This is a genomic window from Rhizobium sp. 01T417 (assembly GCF_056398905.1).
On sequence record NZ_JBFTQH010000029.1, the window covers coordinates 14,514 to 31,369 of the forward strand.

Here is a 16,856-nt window from a genome sequence, read left to right on the forward strand (position 1 = left end):
GGAGAACCGACCATGAGCAACTCGAAGAACCTGATCGACACCGAACAGCGCCTCGGCGCCCACAACTACAAGCCGCTCGATGTCGTGTTGACCCGGGGCGAAGGCGTCTATGTCTGGGATACCGACGGCAAGCGGTATCTCGACTGCCTGTCGGCCTATTCGGCGGTGAACCAGGGCCATTGCCACCCCAAGATTCTGGCGGCGATGGTCGAGCAGGCCGGCAAGCTGACGCTGACCTCCCGCGCCTTCCGCAATGACCAGCTCGCCCATCTCTACGAGGAACTCGCGGCGCTGACCGGCTCGCACAAGATCCTGCCGATGAACTCGGGCGCCGAAGCCGTTGAAACCGCCATCAAGGCCGTGCGCAAATGGGGCTACGAGGTGAAGGGCGTGCCTGAGGGCAAGGCCGAGATCATCGTCTGCGCCGACAATTTCCATGGCCGGACCCTGAGCATCATCAGTTTCTCCACGGACCCGGACGCCCGCACCGGCTTCGGTCCCTACACGCCCGGCTTCCGCACGATCCCCTTCGGCGACGCCGACGCGTTTGCCGCCGCCATCAACGAAAACACGGTTGCGGCGCTGATCGAGCCGATTCAGGGCGAAGCAGGCGTCATCATCCCGCCAACCGGCTATTTCAAGCGCGTGCGGGAACTCTGCACTCAACACAAGGTGACCTTGATCCTCGACGAGATCCAGACCGGCCTCGGCCGTACTGGTAAGCTTTTGGCGGAAGAGCATGAGGGGATCGAGGCCGACGTGACGCTGATCGGCAAGGCGCTCTCCGGCGGCTTCTATCCGGTCTCGGCGGTCCTTTCCAATTCCGAAGTGCTGGGTGTCCTGAAGCCGGGGCAGCACGGCTCGACCTTCGGCGGCAACCCGCTTGCCTGCGCCGTGGCGCGCGCGGCACTCAAGGTCCTGACCGAGGAAGGCATGATCGAGAACGCCGCCAAGATGGGCGACTATTTCCAGGAAGGGCTGCGCTCCATCCGCTCCAACATCGTCAAGGACGTGCGCGGCCGCGGACTGATGATGGCGGTCGAACTCGTGCCTGAAGCCGGTGGCGCCCGCCAGTATTGCTACACCCTCAAGGACCGCGGCCTGCTCGCCAAGGACACGCACGAGAACACGATCCGCCTCGCCCCGCCGCTGGTGATCACCAAGAGCCAGGTCGACTGGGCGGTCGAGCAGATCGAAAAGACGCTGGCCTAGTGCTCATCTAGATCGCTGCGAAACAACGACTGGTGTAGCGGCCGTTTGAAACCTATGGTGAGCCCGATCGAGTTGGTCGAGCTCTCTATAGGGGAATGTATGGCCATTGGCTTATGGAAGCGCTCACCGGACCGTCGCCCGCTCGCGATCGCCCATCGCGGGGGCGCAGCACTGGCTGCAGAAAACAGCATCTCTGCCTTCAGGACCGCGGCGGCTGCCGGAGTTGATGCCATAGAGACTGATGTCCGGTTAACGCGGGATGGCGTTCCTGTTTGCGTCCACGATCCGGATCTCTCTCGGCTCTGCGGCGACCCACGAGCCGTGTCGGACCTCGATCTGGCGACATTGCGCAGCCTGCTACCAAGCATAGTGACACTTGGCGATGCCTTGGGCGCGTCTGACCCTTTGGGTATTCTGTTGGACATCAAGCTGAGCCACGAGGGGCAGATTGCGCAAATCATCTCCGACGTTGCGCAGTGCGATGCAATGCGACGCGCGCTCATTGGACTACGCAGTATTGCACTGATCGACACCACCCGCCGTTTGTCGAAAGACGTCGCGATCCTAGCCTTTCTCGAGGATCCTGCGTGCGCTGATGCGGCGCGCGCAGCTGGAGCCGACTGGTTCAGGTTGTGGCAAGGGTGGGCCACTCCAGCTGTGTCTGACGCCGTTCGTGAGGCGGGGATGCGCGTCGCTGTCATGGTTGGGCAGCCTCGTTCGATCGCACTGCCGGAATACCCACCCTTTCCGGTGGGCCAGGTCGACCAGTACGGCCTCGAGCGCATCCTTGCCATCAAACCGGACGCCATCCTGCTTGACGATCCACGAATGATGACGCGGCCTACCGTTTCCACCTGACCAAAAATCAGCGGCCCCAATTTAGATTTGGGCAATACTCTTCGATTAAGGTCCGGAGTAACCGTATCGATACTCATCCACGGGACGAGCGCGCACGGTTTGAAGGCAAGTCGATCCGCGCCAATGGTGGCGCGGTTGCTTCTGCCCTGGCTTTTGGCGGTTGGGACAATACTTATGGCTACAATCAATTCCACGAATTTCAGCGGCGATACGCTCGAGATCATTGCCTTCAGACTTCACGATCAGGAATTCTGCGTAAAAACCACGACGATCCGCGAAATCCGCGGCTGGGCCCCGTCGACACCGATCCCGCACGCGCCAGCCGATGTCATCGGCGTAATGAACCTGCGCGGCTCGGTGATCCCGATCATAGACCTCGCCTTCAAGCTCGGCATGAAGAGCACGGTCGCCAACGAGCGCAGCGCCATCGTCGTGGCCGAAGTCCACAACATGGTCATCGGCATGCTGGTCGACCGCGTCTCGGACATCCTCACGATCTCCTCCAGCCAGGTACAGCCGGTTCCTGAAGTCACCGCTTCCTTCGATCGCGCCTTCTGCGAGGGTATCATCGCCTCGGAGAACGGCATGATCTGCTTCTTGAACCTCGCCAAGATGTTCAAGGAAAGCGAGACGGACGATCTCGCCGCCTGATACCGGCTCCTTGTCCAGATAAAAGCCGCCTTGAGGGCGGCTTTTTGTTGATAGTGTGCTGGCAGGAAACTGTGGCGGCAGACTGGCCGGACTCGGACGCTGGCGTCGATACCCAGCGCCGTCTCCACCATTCGAGATCCTAGTTGGCACTGGCCGCCGGCTCAGGCTGTTTGATCAAGGGGGCGGCCTGGACAACGAGCGGACTGAGGCCATTGCCCTCCCGCTCCATGATCTCGAACAACTGCCGCCGCATGCGCGGTTCCCAGAACTTGTTGATATGCGTCGCCACGCCCTGCGCGGCTTCGCTCTCCGGCTGGGTCTTGAAGAAGGTCGCGATCTGGTTGGCCATATAGACGAGCTTGGACTGCGTATCATGCGACATCGGATATGCTTCCCGGATGAATGCGGTGCGGATGCGTGAAAATCTCGAAGTCCTCGCCTCGCACCAGGGCGACGAGGGTCATGCCGGCCTCCTCGGCGGTACGAATTGCAAGAGCAGTCGGTGCGGAAATGGCAACGAGGACGGAGGCGCCGAGGATTGCCGCCTTCTGCACCATCTCGACGGACAGGCGGCTGGTAACGGCGACAATGCCTTCCGCGCCGGATTGCCGTTGCCTAGTGATCGCGCCACACAGCTTGTCGAGCGCATTGTGCCGGCCCACATCCTCGCGCACCGCCAGCAGTCCCTTGCCCGGCACATAGAAGCCGGCGCCGTGCACGGCGCGCGTCTCGCGATGCAGCGGCTGCGCACCGTTCAGCAGCGAGATGGCCTGAACGATATCGCGATGAGTGACTTGAAGCGACACATCGGCGACGTCAGGAACCTTGCGAACGGCCTGTTCGATCGACTCGATGCCGCAGAGCCCGCAGCCGACCGGTCCGGCCATGCTGCGTCGGCGGGCTGTCAACGCGGCGGCGACCTCGTCAACGAGAGAGATCTGGACGTCAATGCCCTTCTTGCCATTGACAATCTCAATTGCAGCGATCTGCCCGATGTCGGAGATGATCCCTTCCGTCAGGCTGAAGCCGATGGCGAAATCCTCGAGATTGCCGGGCGTTCCCATCATCACCGCATGCGTGCTGCCACCATAGGAAAAGGCGATCGGCACCTCCTCCGGAACGATCCGCTCGCCGGGCATGACGACGCCGCCGCTGCGGGCGGCGCGCTTCACGGCAAGGCGGGTCGGGCGGTCGCTCATCACTCGGCAGGCTCCAGTTTGCCAACGATGCGGCGGCTTTGGCGTGCCTGCTCGTCATAGTCGCGCTGCCAATCGGTCGGGCCGTTGGAAGGCGAGACCTGCACCGCCGTCACCTTGTATTCCGGGCAGTTCGTCGCCCAGTCGGAGAAGTCGGTGGTGATGACATTCGCCTGCGTGTCCGGATGGTGGAAGGTCGTGTAGACGACGCCGGGCGCGACGCGATCGGTGATCAGCGCACGCAAGGTGGTGTCGCCCGAGCGGCTCATCAGCTTCACCCAATCGCCATCGCGAATGCCGCGCTGTTCGGCATCGTGCGGATGGACCTCCAACCGGTCTTCGGAATGCCAGACGACATTTTCGGTGCGGCGCGTCTGGGCGCCGACATTGTACTGGCTGAGAATGCGCCCGGTCGTCAGCAGCAGCGGGAAGCGCGGTCCCGTCCGCTCATCGGTCGCGACATATTCCGTGCGGATGAACTTGCCCTTGCCGCGGACGAAGCCGTCGACATGCATGATTGGCGAGCCCAGTGGATGTGCCTCATTGCAGGGCCACTGCACGGAGCCCACCTTGTCAAGATAGTCGTAGGAGACCAGCGCGAAGCTTGGCGTCGTTGCGGCGATCTCGTCCATGATCTCCGAAGGATGCGTGTAGTTCCAGGGAAGGCCCATGGCCTGCGCCATCTTTTGCGTCACCTCCCAATCGGCATAGCCGTTGCGGGGACTCATGACCTTGCGAACACGGTTGATGCGGCGCTCGGCATTGGTGAAGGTACCGTCCTTCTCAAGGAAGCTGGACCCCGGGAGGAAGACATGCGCGTAGTTCGCCGTCTCGTTCAGGAAGAGGTCGTGCACGACGACGCATTCCATGGCGGCGAGGCCGGCCGCGACGTGCTTGGTATCGGGGTCGGACTGCAGGATGTCTTCACCCTGGACGTAGAGGCCCTTGAACGATCCGTCGACCGCTGCATCCAGCATATTCGGAATGCGCAGACCCGGCTCGTTGCTGATCTTGACGCCCCACAACTTCTCGAAGATGTCGCGCGTCGCGTCGTCTGAGATGTGGCGATAGCCGGGCAGCTCATGCGGGAAGGAGCCCATGTCGCAGGAGCCCTGCACGTTGTTCTGGCCACGCAGCGGGTTCACGCCAACGCCGGGGCGACCGATATTGCCGGTGACCATGGCGAGGTTGGCGATCGCCATGACAGTGGTCGAACCCTGGCTATGCTCGGTAACGCCGAGGCCATAGTAGATCGCGCCGTTGCCGCCGGTGGCGTAGAGACGCGCCGCGCCGCGCACGAAATCGGCTGGAACGCCGGTGAACCTCTCCGATGCTTCGGGGCTATGATGCGGCTCGGCGACAAAGCTTGCCCAATCCTCGAACTCTGACCAGTCGCAGCGTTCGCGAATGAAGGCTTCGTTAAACAGCCCCTCGGTCACGATGACATGCGCGAGCGATGTCAGGATCGCGACATTCGTGCCGGGCTTCAGCGGCAGATGATAGGAGGCTTCGACATGTGGCGAACGCACGATGTCGGTGCGGCGCGGGTCGATGACGATGAGCTTGGCGCCCTGCCGCAGCCGCTTCTTCAGGCGCGAGGCAAAGACCGGGTGTCCATCGGTCGGGTTGGCGCCGATGATGACGACGACATCGCTCTTCTCGACGCTGTCGAAGTCCTGTGTGCCGGCCGACGTGCCGAAGGCCTGGCCGAGACCGTAGCCGGTCGGCGAATGGCAAACGCGGGCGCAGGTGTCGACGTTGTTGTTGCGGAAGCCGGCGCGCACTAGCTTCTGCACCAGATAGGTTTCCTCATTTGTGCAGCGAGACGACGTGATGCCGCCGACCGAGTCGCGGCCATACTGATACTGGATGCGGCGGAATTCCGAGGCGACATGCGCGAAGGCCTCGTCCCAAGTCACTTCGCGCCAGGGGTCGGTGATCTTCTCGCGGATCATCGGATTGAGGATGCGGTCCTTGTGGCTGGAATAGCCGTAGGCGAAGCGGCCCTTGACGCAGGAATGGCCGCGGTTCGCCTGTCCGTCCTTCCAGGGCACCATGCGCACCAGTTCTTCGCCGCGCATCTCCGCCTTGAAGGAACAGCCGACGCCGCAATAGGCGCAGGTGGTGACAACGGAATGCTCCGGCTGGCCGATCTCGATTACCGACTTTTCGATCAGCGTCGCTGTCGGGCAGGCCTGCACGCAGGCGCCGCAGGAAACACATTCGGACGAGACGAAGTCCTCATGCATTCCGGCTGAAACACGTGAATCGAAGCCGCGGCCTTCAATGGTCAGCGCGAAGGTGCCCTGCACTTCCTCGCAAGCGCGCACGCAGCGCGAACAGACGATGCATTTGGCCGGATCGAAGGTGAAGTAAGGATTGGACTCGTCCTTCGGCGCCCATTTGAGATTGAGATCGCCGTTGTTGCGTGCCTTGACGTGATTGTCGCCATCATAGCCATAACGCACGTCGCGGAGACCGACGGCGCCCGCCATGTCCTGAAGCTCGCAATCGCCGTTGGCCGCACAGGTCAGACAGTCGAGCGGATGGTCGGAGATGTAGAGCTCCATCACGCCCTTGCGGACATCCTTCAGCCGGTTCGTCTGCGTCGAAACAACCATATCAGGTGCAACCGGCGTCGTGCAGGACGCAGGGAGACCCGCCCGCCCCTCAATCTCGACCAGGCAGAGCCGACAGGAGCCGAAGGCATCCATCATGTCGGTGGCGCAGAGCTTCGGGATCTCGATGCCCGCGTCCATCGACGCGCGCATGACGGATGTTCCCTCCGGCACCGTCACCTGGTTACCATCAATGGTGAGCGTCACCATGGTTTCGGAGGTCGAGGCCGGCGTGCCGTAGTCTATTTCGTGGACGAGAGGCATGGTCTTACTCCGCCGCTTCGATAAGAGGTGTGGGAACGAAATCTTCGGGGAAATGCGTCATGGCGCTCATGACCGGATAGGGCGTGAAGCCCCCGAGCGCGCAGAGCGACCCGAATTTCATGGTGTTGCAGAGATCGGCAAGCAGCTCGCGGTTCTTCTCCGGCTCGATGCCGCGGGCGATCTTGTCCGCCGTTTCGACGCCGCGCGTCGAGCCGATGCGGCAGGGCGTGCACTTGCCGCAGCTTTCGACGGCGCAGAATTCCATTGCGAACCGGGCCTGCTTCAGCATGTCAGCACTCTCGTCGAAGACGACGATACCGGCATGGCCGATCAGTCCGTCCTTGGCAGCGAAAGCCTCGTAGTCGAATGGCGTGTCGAACAGGGAGCGCGGGAAATAGGCGCCGAGGGGACCGCCGACCTGAACCGCCTTCACCGGCCGCCCGGATGCCGTTCCGCCGGCAATGTCATCGACCAGGTCGCCGAGCGAAATGCCGAAAGCCGTCTCGAACAGACCGCCATGCTTCACATTGCCGGCGATCTGGATCGGAATGGTTCCGCGCGACCGGCCGAGGCCGAAGTCGCGGTAATAGGCCGCCCCCTTGTCCATGATCACGGGCACGGAAGCGAGCGAAATGACATTGTTGATGACGGTCGGACAGTCGAAGAGGCCCTTGTGGGCCGGCAGAGGTGGCTTGGCACGGACGATACCACGCTTGCCTTCGAGGCTGTTGAGAAGCGCCGTCTCCTCGCCGCAGACATACGCGCCCGCGCCGGTGCGGACTTCCATGTCGAAAGCCTTGCCAGAGCCCAGAACCGACGTGCCGAGAATGCCGGCGCTGCGGGCAATATCGATCGCCCGGCTCATCGCCGCGATCGCATGCGGATATTCCGAGCGGGTATAGATGAAGCCCTTCTTCGCGCCCGTTGCAAGGCCCGCGATCGCCATGCCTTCTATCAGCACGAAGGGATCGCCTTCCATGATCATTCGGTCGGCAAAGGTGCCGCTGTCGCCCTCATCGGCATTGCAGACGATGTATTTGCGATCACCGGGAGCGTCGAGCACCGTCTTCCACTTGATGCCCGTCGGGAAACCTGCGCCACCGCGGCCACGCAGGCCGGAATCGGTGACTTCCTTGACGACATCGGCGGGCGACATCGAAACCGCGCGACGCAAGCCGGCGAGGCCGCCGTGAGCCTCATAGTCATCAAGGGAAAGCGGATCGGTGATGCCGCAGCGGGCGAAGGTCAGGCGCGTCTGACGCTTGAGGAACGGAAGTTCCTCGACCTCGCCAAGACAGAGGGGATGATCGGCGCCGGTAATCAATCCGGCATCAAACAGCGAAACGACGTCCTTTGCCTTCACAGGCCCATAGCCGATGCGCTTGCCCGAGACCTCAACCTCGACCAGCGGCTCCAGCCAATGCATGCCGCGCGAGCCATTGCGCACGATCTTGGCGTCGAGGCCGCGCGCCACAATCTGCTCGGAGATCGCCTTGGCCACATGCTCGGCGCCCAATGCCATGGCCGCGGCGTCGCAGGGAACATAGATCCGGACGGTCATCGGCGTGCCTCCGAAATCAGCGCCTCGAGATCGGCGGCATCCACCCGGCCATGAACCTCGCCATCCATCATCGCGGACGGGGAGCAGGAACAGAGCCCCAGACAGAAGACGGGCTCGAGGGTAATCGCTCCATCCGGCGTCGTACCGTGCCAGTCGATGCCCAGCAGCGCCTTGACGCGTCCGGCAAGCGCATCGCCTCCCATCGATTGGCAGGCCTCGGCACGACAGAGCCTCAGCACATGCCGGCCAGCGGGATGGTCGCGATAATCGTGGTAAAAGGTAACAACGCCGTGCACCTCTGCACGCGAGAGATTGAGCTCCTTCGCGATGACGGGCAGCGCTTCTTGCGGCACATGGCCGAACTCATCCTGGATCTCGTGCAGGATCGGCAGAAGCGGACCTTCGAGATGCTTGAGTTGATCGATGATCGCGATGGTGCGCGTTGCGATATCGCCGTTGGCGACATGGATATTCATCAGCAGCCCTCCCACGGCCTGCACATTGCGCGTCGCGGGCCTGGGCAGGCGGGCTTTCCTCAGAACCCTATGGCCGACAGAACCGCTCGCGTCCGTTCATTATAGAACTTTCTCAGGGATGGACGAAGCGATCAATAATGCTGTTCCGTCAATCGATAGAAGATTCCTATCAAGAATCGGGGTCTTCAGCGAGAATCCGAGCCTCATGCAGCAAGGCGGAAACCAATGGCGTGAACGGTTCACGATGCGTCGCAACCAGACCAACAAGATGATGTGCCCGCGGCTCGGTGATCGGGATCATCCGTATTTCGGCCGGAAAGCCGAAGGATTTCGCGACATTGCGGGGCATGATGCTGGCCCATCGCCCGGTTCGGACGTGCGAGAAGAGCACGATCATCGAATTCGATTCGAGCGTCGGATGCGCCGTGACGCCCACTTCGGCCAGATGCTGGTTGATGATACGGCGGTTTTGCATGTCCGCAGTCAATAGACAAAGCCGAAGATCGCCCACTTCCTTCCAGGTGACGCTGTCGCGCTCCGAAAGAGGGCTGCCGGCGGCGGTAATGAGATTGTAGTGCTCGGCATAGAGCGGCACGCTGGTTACCCGCCCGAGCGGCTCGTTTTCCAGATAGGTGATGCCGGCATCGATCTCGAGATTCTCCAGCATGCTCAGCACTTGCAGCGAATTGCGCGACACAATCGAAAAGGTCACATCCGGATGGCGCTCCTGAAACGGCGTCGTAATGCGCGGCAGCATGGCCAACGCCGTCGGGATTGCCGCAATCTTTATATGTCCCGAAAGGCCCGTACGCGCCGCCCGCATCTCCTGGCGCATCGTGCGGGCATCGCCGACGATGCGCCGCGCCCATTCGAGCACCCGCTGTCCCTCGGGCGTTAACCCCTGGAAACGCGAGCCGCGCTGCACCAGCATGACGCCAAGCTGATCCTCGAGCTGACGAATGGCGGCAGATAACGTCGGCTGCGAAATGCCGCACTCTTCCGCGGCCCGGCCGAAGTGCTTCTCGTTGGCGAGCGCGATAAAGAATTCCAACTTGTCGATCATCCGGCCTCCGCACCGAATTGCAGCACAGCGTCATTTTCACGCTCGGGAAAGCGCTCCGCAAGGTCGGTTAACTGCCTTACGTTCTCGAAACCGTCGCGAACGAAAAATGCAGCAGCAAGGTCGTGTCCGAATGAGCGACGCTGGGAGAACACCTCCAGAAGGGCCCCTCGTCAGCAGATGAGCTGGCCACCATTGATCTCCAGCACCTGCCCGGTGATGTAGCCGGATAGAGAAGGCGCCGAAAGGAAGAGATAGGCGGGGGCGCAATCTTCCGAGGTCCCCAATCGCTGCAAGGGAATGGTCTTGCGAGCCTGTTCCAGCTTTTCCGGCGACGAGTACCGTTGGTGAAAGTCGGTCTCGATCGTTCCCGGCGACACGCAGTTGACGCGAATGTTGTCGGGTGCGAGTTCCCTTGCCAGCGCCTTCGAATAGGTCGCGACGAAGGCTTTCGACGCCGAATAGATCGCCGAACCGGGACTTCCGCCCGTCAGCGCGGAAATCGAGACCGTGTTGACGATCGACGCTTCCTGCGATGCGCGGAGCGCCGGCAGGAGCCCACGCGTCACTTCCACAACCGACGTCTGGTTCAGCCGTACGATCACTTCGTATTGTTCGTCGGTCAGCGCACCGGCCGGAAAGCGACCGACCATGGTGCCGGCGTTGTTGACCAGCACGTGGATCCGGTCGAACGTTGCGAGGGCTTTTTCGGCAAACGCGCTGGTGCCGCCCTGTGTCGAAAAATCGGCGGTAACGAGAAAAGCTCGCCGGTCTTCCTCCGCCGTCAGCAGGAAATCCGGCAAATCGCGCGCGGCGCTGCGCCCGAGGTGCACCAATACCCTCGCTCCGCAGTTGAGAAACTGCCGCGCCACCTCCAGGCCGATGCCGCGACCGCCACCGGTGACAACCACGTTGCGGTTTTCGAACAGCTTGGGGTGAAACATCCAGTCCTCCACAGCGTGAGCGAGCTGTTTGCAGCTCTTGCATTGTTCTGATGCCGCGCGGGGAGCGCTGCCTAGTCGTCGGTTTCCAGCAGGCGCGGACCCGGCCCATCTCTGGCTAGCCGATCATAGGGATTGCGCAGCGGGCAGCTTTCAACCGAGAGGCAACCACAGCCAATGCAATCCGTCAACCTGTCGCGCAAGGCAACGAGGCGATGGATGCGGGCATCGAGATCGTCCTTCCAGAGGGCCGACAGGCGCTGCCAATCCGTAGCAGTCGGCGTGCGGCCCTGCGGCAGCGTATCGAAAGCGGCCTGGATCTCCGCCAACGGAATGCCCACGCGCTGCGCCACCTTGATGATGCCGAGACGGCGGAGCACGTCGCGACCGAACCGGCGTTGATTGCCACGAGAGCGGATACTCGAGATGAGGCCCTTTGCTTCGTAGAAGTGTAGTGCAGAGACGGCAAGGCCGCTGCGCTCGGCAACTTCGCCGATGGACAGCAGCTTCCTGAATGGATTGCTGGAGCCTTCTTCCACAGTCTCAGCCTCAAGTTAACTTGAGGTACTATAGCCGAGTGCTTCGCGATCGGAAGCCTACATCGTGGCGAGGACAGACGGCAGAAAAGAAAAATGCGGCCCGAAGGCCGCTTCAAAACGCCGGACGTTGGCGTAGATCAATCCTGGTCGATCACACCCTGCAGGTGCGTCAGTTCCATGATGTAGTGTTCCAGGCGCGACTTGTGCTCATGATGCACGGCGTCTTCGATCTCGCGCTTCGCCGCTTCGATGCGAAGCGTCAGCTCGTCCTTGGAGAGATCCTGAACGATGACCGCGGATTCAGCCAGCAGCGTGCAGCCGGTCGGCAGAATATCGGCGAAACCGCCGAAAACCACGTAGTCCTGCTTCGAGCCATTGGCGAAACGAACGCTGACGATGCCGGGCTTGATGGTCGTCATCGTCGGGGCGTGGTTCGCCATAACCGTCATCTCGCCGTCGGTTGCCGGAATGACAACTTCGGTCACCATCTCCGAAAGGAGCAGGCGCTCGGGAGACACGAGTTCAAAATTGAAATTGTCAGCCATCAGTGACTTACCTTCTCGGCGGCTTCTGTATCTTGCAAGTTCGTCCCGCAGAACGGGCAATGTGCTATCGCCTGATCGAGATATCCAAGACCTTCCTCGGTCTGGATCAGTCCTACCACCATCATCATCTTGCCGTCGTTCGATCTGTAGATCGTCGGTGCGGCCGGGGCAGGAAGCTCTGCTGCGACTTCCCGAAGGGCGTCGCAGCAGAAGATCTCGTTAAGAGCGTCGCTCATCAGGCCGCTGCGGACAGCTTCTTGGCCTTCTCGATGGCTTCGTCGATCGAGCCAACCATGTAGAAGGCAGCTTCCGGCAGGTGGTCGTATTCGCCGTTGACGAGGCCCTTGAAGCCCTTGATCGTGTCTTCGAGGGCGACCAGCTTGCCCGGCGAACCGGTGAAGACTTCGGCAACGAAGAACGGCTGCGACAGGAAGCGCTCGATCTTACGGGCGCGGGCAACGGCCAGCTTGTCCTCTTCGGACAGTTCGTCCATGCCCAGGATGGCGATGATGTCCTGCAGGGCCTTGTAGCGCTGTAGCGTCGACTGAACCTTACGAGCCACTTCGTAGTGCTCTTCGCCGACAACGATCGGGTCGAGCATGCGCGACGTGGAGTCGAGCGGGTCGACCGCCGGGTAGATACCCTTTTCAGCGATCGAGCGCGACAGAACGGTCGTTGCGTCCAGGTGGGCGAACGAGGTTGCCGGAGCCGGGTCGGTCAAGTCGTCGGCCGGAACGTAAATGGCCTGAACCGAGGTGATCGAGCCGGTCGTCGTGGTCGTGATGCGCTCCTGCATCTGGCCCATGTCCGTTGCGAGCGTCGGCTGGTAGCCAACGGCCGAAGGAATGCGGCCGAGCAGAGCCGACACTTCGGAACCTGCCTGCGTGAAGCGGAAGATGTTGTCGACGAAGAACAGAACGTCCTGGCCCTGGTCGCGGAAGTTTTCAGCAACCGTCAGACCGGTGAGAGCGACGCGAGCGCGGGCGCCCGGCGGTTCGTTCATCTGGCCGTAAACGAGAGCGGCCTTGGAGCCTTCGCCGCCGCCGTGTTTGTTAACGCCGGATTCGATCATCTCGTGGTAGAGGTCGTTACCTTCGCGGGTACGCTCACCCACGCCGGCGAATACCGAGTAACCACCGTGCGCCTTGGCGACGTTGTTGATCAGTTCCATGATGAGAACGGTCTTGCCGACGCCTGCGCCGCCGAAGAGGCCGATCTTGCCGCCCTTTGCGTAAGGAGCGAGAAGGTCGACGACCTTGATGCCGGTGACGAGGATCTGTGCTTCCGTCGACTGATCGACGTAAGCCGGAGCGTCCTGGTGGATAGCGCGCTTGGAAGCGGTGACCAACGGACCTGCTTCGTCGACCGGCTCGCCGATGACGTTCATGATACGGCCGAGCGTTTCCGGACCAACCGGAACGGCAATCGGAGCACCGGTGTCAGAAACCGCCTGACCGCGAACCAGACCTTCGGTCGAGTCCATGGCGATCGTGCGAACTTCGTTCTCGCCGAGGTGCTGCGCTACTTCGAGAACCAGGCGGTTGCCGCCGTTGCTCGTTTCAAGCGCGTTCAAAATCGCCGGCAGTTCGCCTTCGAAAGCAACGTCCACGACGGCGCCGATAACCTGCGTGACCTTGCCGGCAGAGCCTGCCGCAGTCTTGGGGGTAGCTGCCTTAGCCATCTTCTTACCCTCTTTTCCCTAACCTCAGAGCGCTTCCGCGCCCGAAATGATTTCAATGAGTTCCTTGGTGATCTGAGCCTGACGCTGACGGTTGTAGTTGAGCGTCAGCTTGTTGATCATTTCACCAGCGTTGCGCGTTGCATTGTCCATCGCGCTCATCTTGGCGCCCATTTCACCGGCGACGTTCTCAAGGAGCGCGCGGAAGATCTGGACGGAAATATTGCGCGGGATCAGATCCTCGAGGATCGATGCCGGATCCGGCTCATACTCGTAGACTGCGCCGGCGTGCTCCGCATCCTCTGCAACAGCCGTGGGGGCCGATGCGGGGATGAGCTGCTGTGCCGTCGGAACCTGCGAGATGACCGACTTGAATTCGGAGTAGAACAACGTGCAGACGTCGAACTCATCGGCTTCGAACATGTCGATGATGCGCTTGCCGATCTGGTCGGCATTCTCGAAACCGACCTTCTTCACATCACGCAATTCCTTGCGCTCGACGATGAGCGAAGCGAATTCGCGGCGCAGAACGTCGTAGCCCTTCTTGCCGACGGTAAAGATCTTGACGGTCTTGCCTTCAGCGAGAAGCCTGCGAGCGTGATCGCGCGCAAAACGCGAGATCTGCGAGTTGAAGCCGCCGCACAAGCCGCGTTCGGCGGTGCAGACGACCAGCAAGTGAACCTGGTCCTTGCCGTTGCCGGTCATCAGCGCCGGCGCACCGTCGGCCTCCGTCATCGCACCGGCGATGTTTGCCAGAACGGCACCCATGCGCTGCGAGTACGGACGGGCGGCCTCGGCCGCCTCCTGGGCACGCCGAAGCTTCGCCGCGGCGACCATTTTCATCGCCTTGGTGATCTTCTGCGTCGCCTTGACGGAGGCGATCCGGTTTTTCAGATCCTTAAGTGAAGGCATCCGTTATCCGTCCTTTGGGTCCGATTAGGCGAAGGACTTCGCGAAGCTATCGATGGCAGCCGTGAGCTTGCCCTTCGTATCGTCGCTGATTGCCTTGTCCGTACGGATCGTGTCGAGGATAGCCGAGCCTTCCGAGCGAAGGTACGACAGCAGGCCCTGTTCGAACTTGCCGACCTGTGCGACCGGGATCTTGTCGAGATAGCCGTTGACGCCAGCGAAGATCACCGCGACCTGCTCTTCCGTCTTCAGCGGCGAGAACTGCGGCTGCTTCAGGAGTTCGGTCAGGCGCGCACCGCGGTTCAGCAGGCGCTGCGTCGAGGCGTCGAGGTCGGAGCCGAACTGAGCGAAGGCGGCCATTTCGCGATACTGGGCGAGTTCGCCCTTGATCGAGCCGGCAACCTGCTTCATCGCCTTGACCTGCGCGGCGGAGCCGACGCGCGAAACCGACAGACCGACGTTAACGGCCGGACGGATACCCTGATAGAACAGGTCGGTTTCGAGGAAGATCTGGCCGTCGGTGATCGAGATCACGTTGGTCGGAATGAACGCCGAAACGTCGTTGCCCTGGGTTTCGATGACAGGCAGAGCCGTCAGAGAGCCAGCGCCCTTTTCGTCGGAGAGCTTTGCAGCGCGCTCGAGGAGACGCGAATGCAGATAGAAAACGTCGCCCGGGTAAGCTTCGCGGCCCGGCGGGCGGCGCAGCAGCAGCGACATCTGGCGGTAAGCAACAGCCTGCTTGGACAGGTCGTCGTAACCGATCAGCGCGTGCTGACCGTTGTCACGGAAGTATTCGCCCATCGTGCAACCAGCGAACGGCGCCAGGTACTGCATCGGAGCCGGATCGGAAGCGGTCGCGGCAACGACGATCGAGTACTTCATTGCGCCGCGTTCTTCGAGAACCTTGACGAACTGGGCAACGGTCGAACGCTTCTGGCCGATAGCGACGTAGACGCAGAACAGTTTCTCGCTGTCCGGGCCGTTGTCGTGGATGGCCTTCTGGTTCAGGATCGTGTCGAGAATGATCGCGGTCTTGCCGGTCTGGCGGTCGCCGATGACGAGCTCGCGCTGGCCACGACCGACCGGGATGAGCGCGTCGATGGCCTTGAGGCCGGTCGACATCGGCTCATGAACCGACTTGCGTGGAATGATGCCCGGAGCCTTGACGTCGACGCGCGCGCGGCGGGTCGAATTGATCGGGCCCTTGCCGTCGATCGGGTTGCCGAGAGCGTCGACAACGCGGCCGAGCAGTTCCGGACCAACCGGAACGTCAACGATGGCGCCGGTCCGCTTGACGGTGTCGCCTTCCTTGATGTCGCGGTCCGAACCGAAAATAACAACACCGACGTTGTCCGATTCCAGGTTCAGCGCCATGCCACGGATGCCGCCGGGGAACTCGACCATTTCGCCTGCCTGAACATTGTCCAGACCGTAAACGCGAGCGATACCGTCACCGACGGAGAGAACCTGACCGACTTCCGAGACTTCTGCCTCTTTGCCGAAGTTTTTGATCTGGTCTTTGAGAATTGCGGAAATTTCCGCCGCGCGGATATCCATCAGCCGACCTCTTTCAATGCAAGCTTAAGGGTAGAGAGTTTCGTACGAAGAGACGTATCAATCTGACGGGACCCGACCTTCACGATCAGACCACCAAGAATTGACGGATCGATCGTGACAGCAATCGCCACGTCTTTGCCGGTGACGCCCTTGAGCGCCGCCTTCAATTCAGTTTCCTGCGCCGCAGTCAGCGCATGGGCCGAGGTAACCTCGGCAGTAATTTCGCCGCGATGGTTTGCAGCGATGATGCGGAAGGCCCTGATCATGCCCGGGAGAGCAAAGAGGCGGCGGTTACGCGCCACGACCTTCAGAAAGTTCGCGAAGAAGCCGCTGATACCAGCCTTCTCGCTGATGGCGACAATCGCCTTGAGCTGATCGTCGGCCGAAAAAACAGGGCTCGAAACAAAACGCTTCAGGTCGCCGCTCTCGTCGAGCATCGCCTGGAACCGGTCGAGGTCCCTGGTGACGCTTTCGACTGCGCCCTGCTCAAGCGCCAACTCGAACAGCGACGAGGCATAGCGCTCTGCAACACCAGAAGTAAGCTGGGATGTGTCTGCCACTGGCCCAAATTTCCCTGATTTCAACTCAAAATCCGGTCCCCGGCGGGCGCCTGACCTAGGATCTTGAATTCGTTATGATTTCCCCCAGAAATCGCAAGAGAGCCTCTTGCTTCTTCCGAAATTCGGGGTCCGTCTAACATAGGATGTTCGGACTCGCAACACGCGTAACGCCCGAATACGGCTTTCCCATCGATTTCTAACGCAAAAATGCTCAAAGCCCGGCAGCGAAGT

17 protein-coding genes are annotated in these 16,856 nt (G+C 61.4%); 3 read left to right on the forward strand and 14 right to left on the reverse strand.

Going from position 1 to position 16,856, the window contains the following annotated elements:
* Nucleotides 1-12: 12 nt before the first annotated feature.
* The 3 genes from rocD (at nucleotide 13) to AC1DPR_RS23375 (ending at nucleotide 2,721) form a co-directional block, all read left to right on the forward strand.
* Nucleotides 13-1,212, forward strand: a complete 1,200-nt coding sequence (gene rocD / locus AC1DPR_RS23365; RefSeq protein WP_018855719.1) for an ornithine--oxo-acid transaminase — start codon at nucleotides 13-15, stop codon at nucleotides 1,210-1,212.
* Between the two features lie 99 nt (nucleotides 1,213-1,311).
* On the forward strand, nucleotides 1,312-2,070 hold the full coding sequence (locus AC1DPR_RS23370; protein WP_477817240.1) for a glycerophosphodiester phosphodiesterase: 759 nt from the start codon (nucleotides 1,312-1,314) through the stop codon (nucleotides 2,068-2,070).
* A 174-nt stretch (nucleotides 2,071-2,244) separates the two neighbouring features.
* Nucleotides 2,245-2,721, forward strand: a complete 477-nt coding sequence (locus AC1DPR_RS23375) for a chemotaxis protein CheW (protein WP_007796914.1) — start codon at nucleotides 2,245-2,247, stop codon at nucleotides 2,719-2,721.
* A 139-nt stretch (nucleotides 2,722-2,860) separates the two neighbouring features.
* Here AC1DPR_RS23375 and AC1DPR_RS23380 read toward each other — a convergent pair whose 3' ends face one another.
* From AC1DPR_RS23380 to AC1DPR_RS23445, 14 genes are all read right to left on the reverse strand, one after another.
* Nucleotides 2,861-3,103, reverse strand: a complete 243-nt coding sequence (locus AC1DPR_RS23380; protein WP_018855721.1) for a formate dehydrogenase subunit delta — start codon at nucleotides 3,101-3,103, stop codon at nucleotides 2,861-2,863.
* Complete coding sequence (gene fdhD / locus AC1DPR_RS23385; protein ID WP_409564048.1) at nucleotides 3,093-3,860, reverse strand: formate dehydrogenase accessory sulfurtransferase FdhD; 768 nt, start codon at nucleotides 3,858-3,860, stop codon at nucleotides 3,093-3,095. The genes AC1DPR_RS23380 and fdhD overlap by 11 nt, the downstream gene beginning before the upstream one ends.
* Nucleotides 3,861-3,919: 59 nt before the next feature.
* Nucleotides 3,920-6,799: a formate dehydrogenase subunit alpha gene (gene fdhF, locus AC1DPR_RS23390; RefSeq protein ID WP_192303258.1), complete on the reverse strand. Its 2,880-nt coding sequence runs from the start codon at nucleotides 6,797-6,799 to the stop codon at nucleotides 3,920-3,922.
* 4 nt (nucleotides 6,800-6,803) lie between these two features.
* Nucleotides 6,804-8,360 carry a formate dehydrogenase beta subunit gene (locus AC1DPR_RS23395; RefSeq protein ID WP_113471979.1) on the reverse strand — a complete coding sequence of 519 codons (1,557 nt, stop codon included), beginning with the start codon at nucleotides 8,358-8,360 and terminating at the stop codon, nucleotides 6,804-6,806.
* Nucleotides 8,357-8,836 carry a formate dehydrogenase subunit gamma gene (locus tag AC1DPR_RS23400; protein ID WP_477817241.1) on the reverse strand — a complete coding sequence of 160 codons (480 nt, stop codon included), beginning with the start codon at nucleotides 8,834-8,836 and terminating at the stop codon, nucleotides 8,357-8,359. Before AC1DPR_RS23400 ends, AC1DPR_RS23395 begins: the two co-directional genes overlap by 4 nt.
* Before the next feature lie 169 nt (nucleotides 8,837-9,005).
* Complete coding sequence (locus AC1DPR_RS23405) at nucleotides 9,006-9,899, reverse strand: LysR family transcriptional regulator (RefSeq protein ID WP_018855726.1); 894 nt, start codon at nucleotides 9,897-9,899, stop codon at nucleotides 9,006-9,008.
* Between the two features lie 170 nt (nucleotides 9,900-10,069).
* Nucleotides 10,070-10,840, reverse strand: coding sequence for an SDR family NAD(P)-dependent oxidoreductase (locus AC1DPR_RS23410; protein WP_018855728.1), 771 nt, complete (start codon nucleotides 10,838-10,840; stop codon nucleotides 10,070-10,072).
* 71 nt (nucleotides 10,841-10,911) lie between these two features.
* The gene (gene soxR / locus AC1DPR_RS23415) at nucleotides 10,912-11,376 is read right to left on the reverse strand and encodes a redox-sensitive transcriptional activator SoxR (protein ID WP_018855729.1); all 465 of its coding nucleotides are present in this window, start codon (nucleotides 11,374-11,376) and stop codon (nucleotides 10,912-10,914) included.
* Between the two features lie 137 nt (nucleotides 11,377-11,513).
* Nucleotides 11,514-11,921, reverse strand: coding sequence for a F0F1 ATP synthase subunit epsilon (locus AC1DPR_RS23420; protein ID WP_018855730.1), 408 nt, complete (start codon nucleotides 11,919-11,921; stop codon nucleotides 11,514-11,516).
* Nucleotides 11,921-12,157 (reverse strand): hypothetical protein, encoded by a 237-nt coding sequence (locus AC1DPR_RS23425; RefSeq protein WP_018855731.1) that lies wholly within the window; start codon nucleotides 12,155-12,157, stop codon nucleotides 11,921-11,923. The genes AC1DPR_RS23420 and AC1DPR_RS23425 overlap by 1 nt, the downstream gene beginning before the upstream one ends.
* Nucleotides 12,157-13,602: a F0F1 ATP synthase subunit beta gene (gene atpD / locus AC1DPR_RS23430; RefSeq protein WP_018855732.1), complete on the reverse strand. Its 1,446-nt coding sequence runs from the start codon at nucleotides 13,600-13,602 to the stop codon at nucleotides 12,157-12,159. The genes AC1DPR_RS23425 and atpD overlap by 1 nt, the downstream gene beginning before the upstream one ends.
* A gap of 24 nt (nucleotides 13,603-13,626) precedes the next feature.
* A complete protein-coding gene (locus AC1DPR_RS23435) occupies nucleotides 13,627-14,511 on the reverse strand; it encodes a F0F1 ATP synthase subunit gamma (protein ID WP_018855733.1) in 885 nt (294 codons plus the stop codon).
* A gap of 24 nt (nucleotides 14,512-14,535) precedes the next feature.
* Nucleotides 14,536-16,065 carry a F0F1 ATP synthase subunit alpha gene (gene atpA / locus AC1DPR_RS23440; protein ID WP_007796947.1) on the reverse strand — a complete coding sequence of 510 codons (1,530 nt, stop codon included), beginning with the start codon at nucleotides 16,063-16,065 and terminating at the stop codon, nucleotides 14,536-14,538.
* Nucleotides 16,065-16,625 (reverse strand): F0F1 ATP synthase subunit delta, encoded by a 561-nt coding sequence (locus tag AC1DPR_RS23445; RefSeq protein WP_025658206.1) that lies wholly within the window; start codon nucleotides 16,623-16,625, stop codon nucleotides 16,065-16,067. Before AC1DPR_RS23445 ends, atpA begins: the two co-directional genes overlap by 1 nt.
* Between the last annotated feature and the right edge of the window lie 231 nt (nucleotides 16,626-16,856).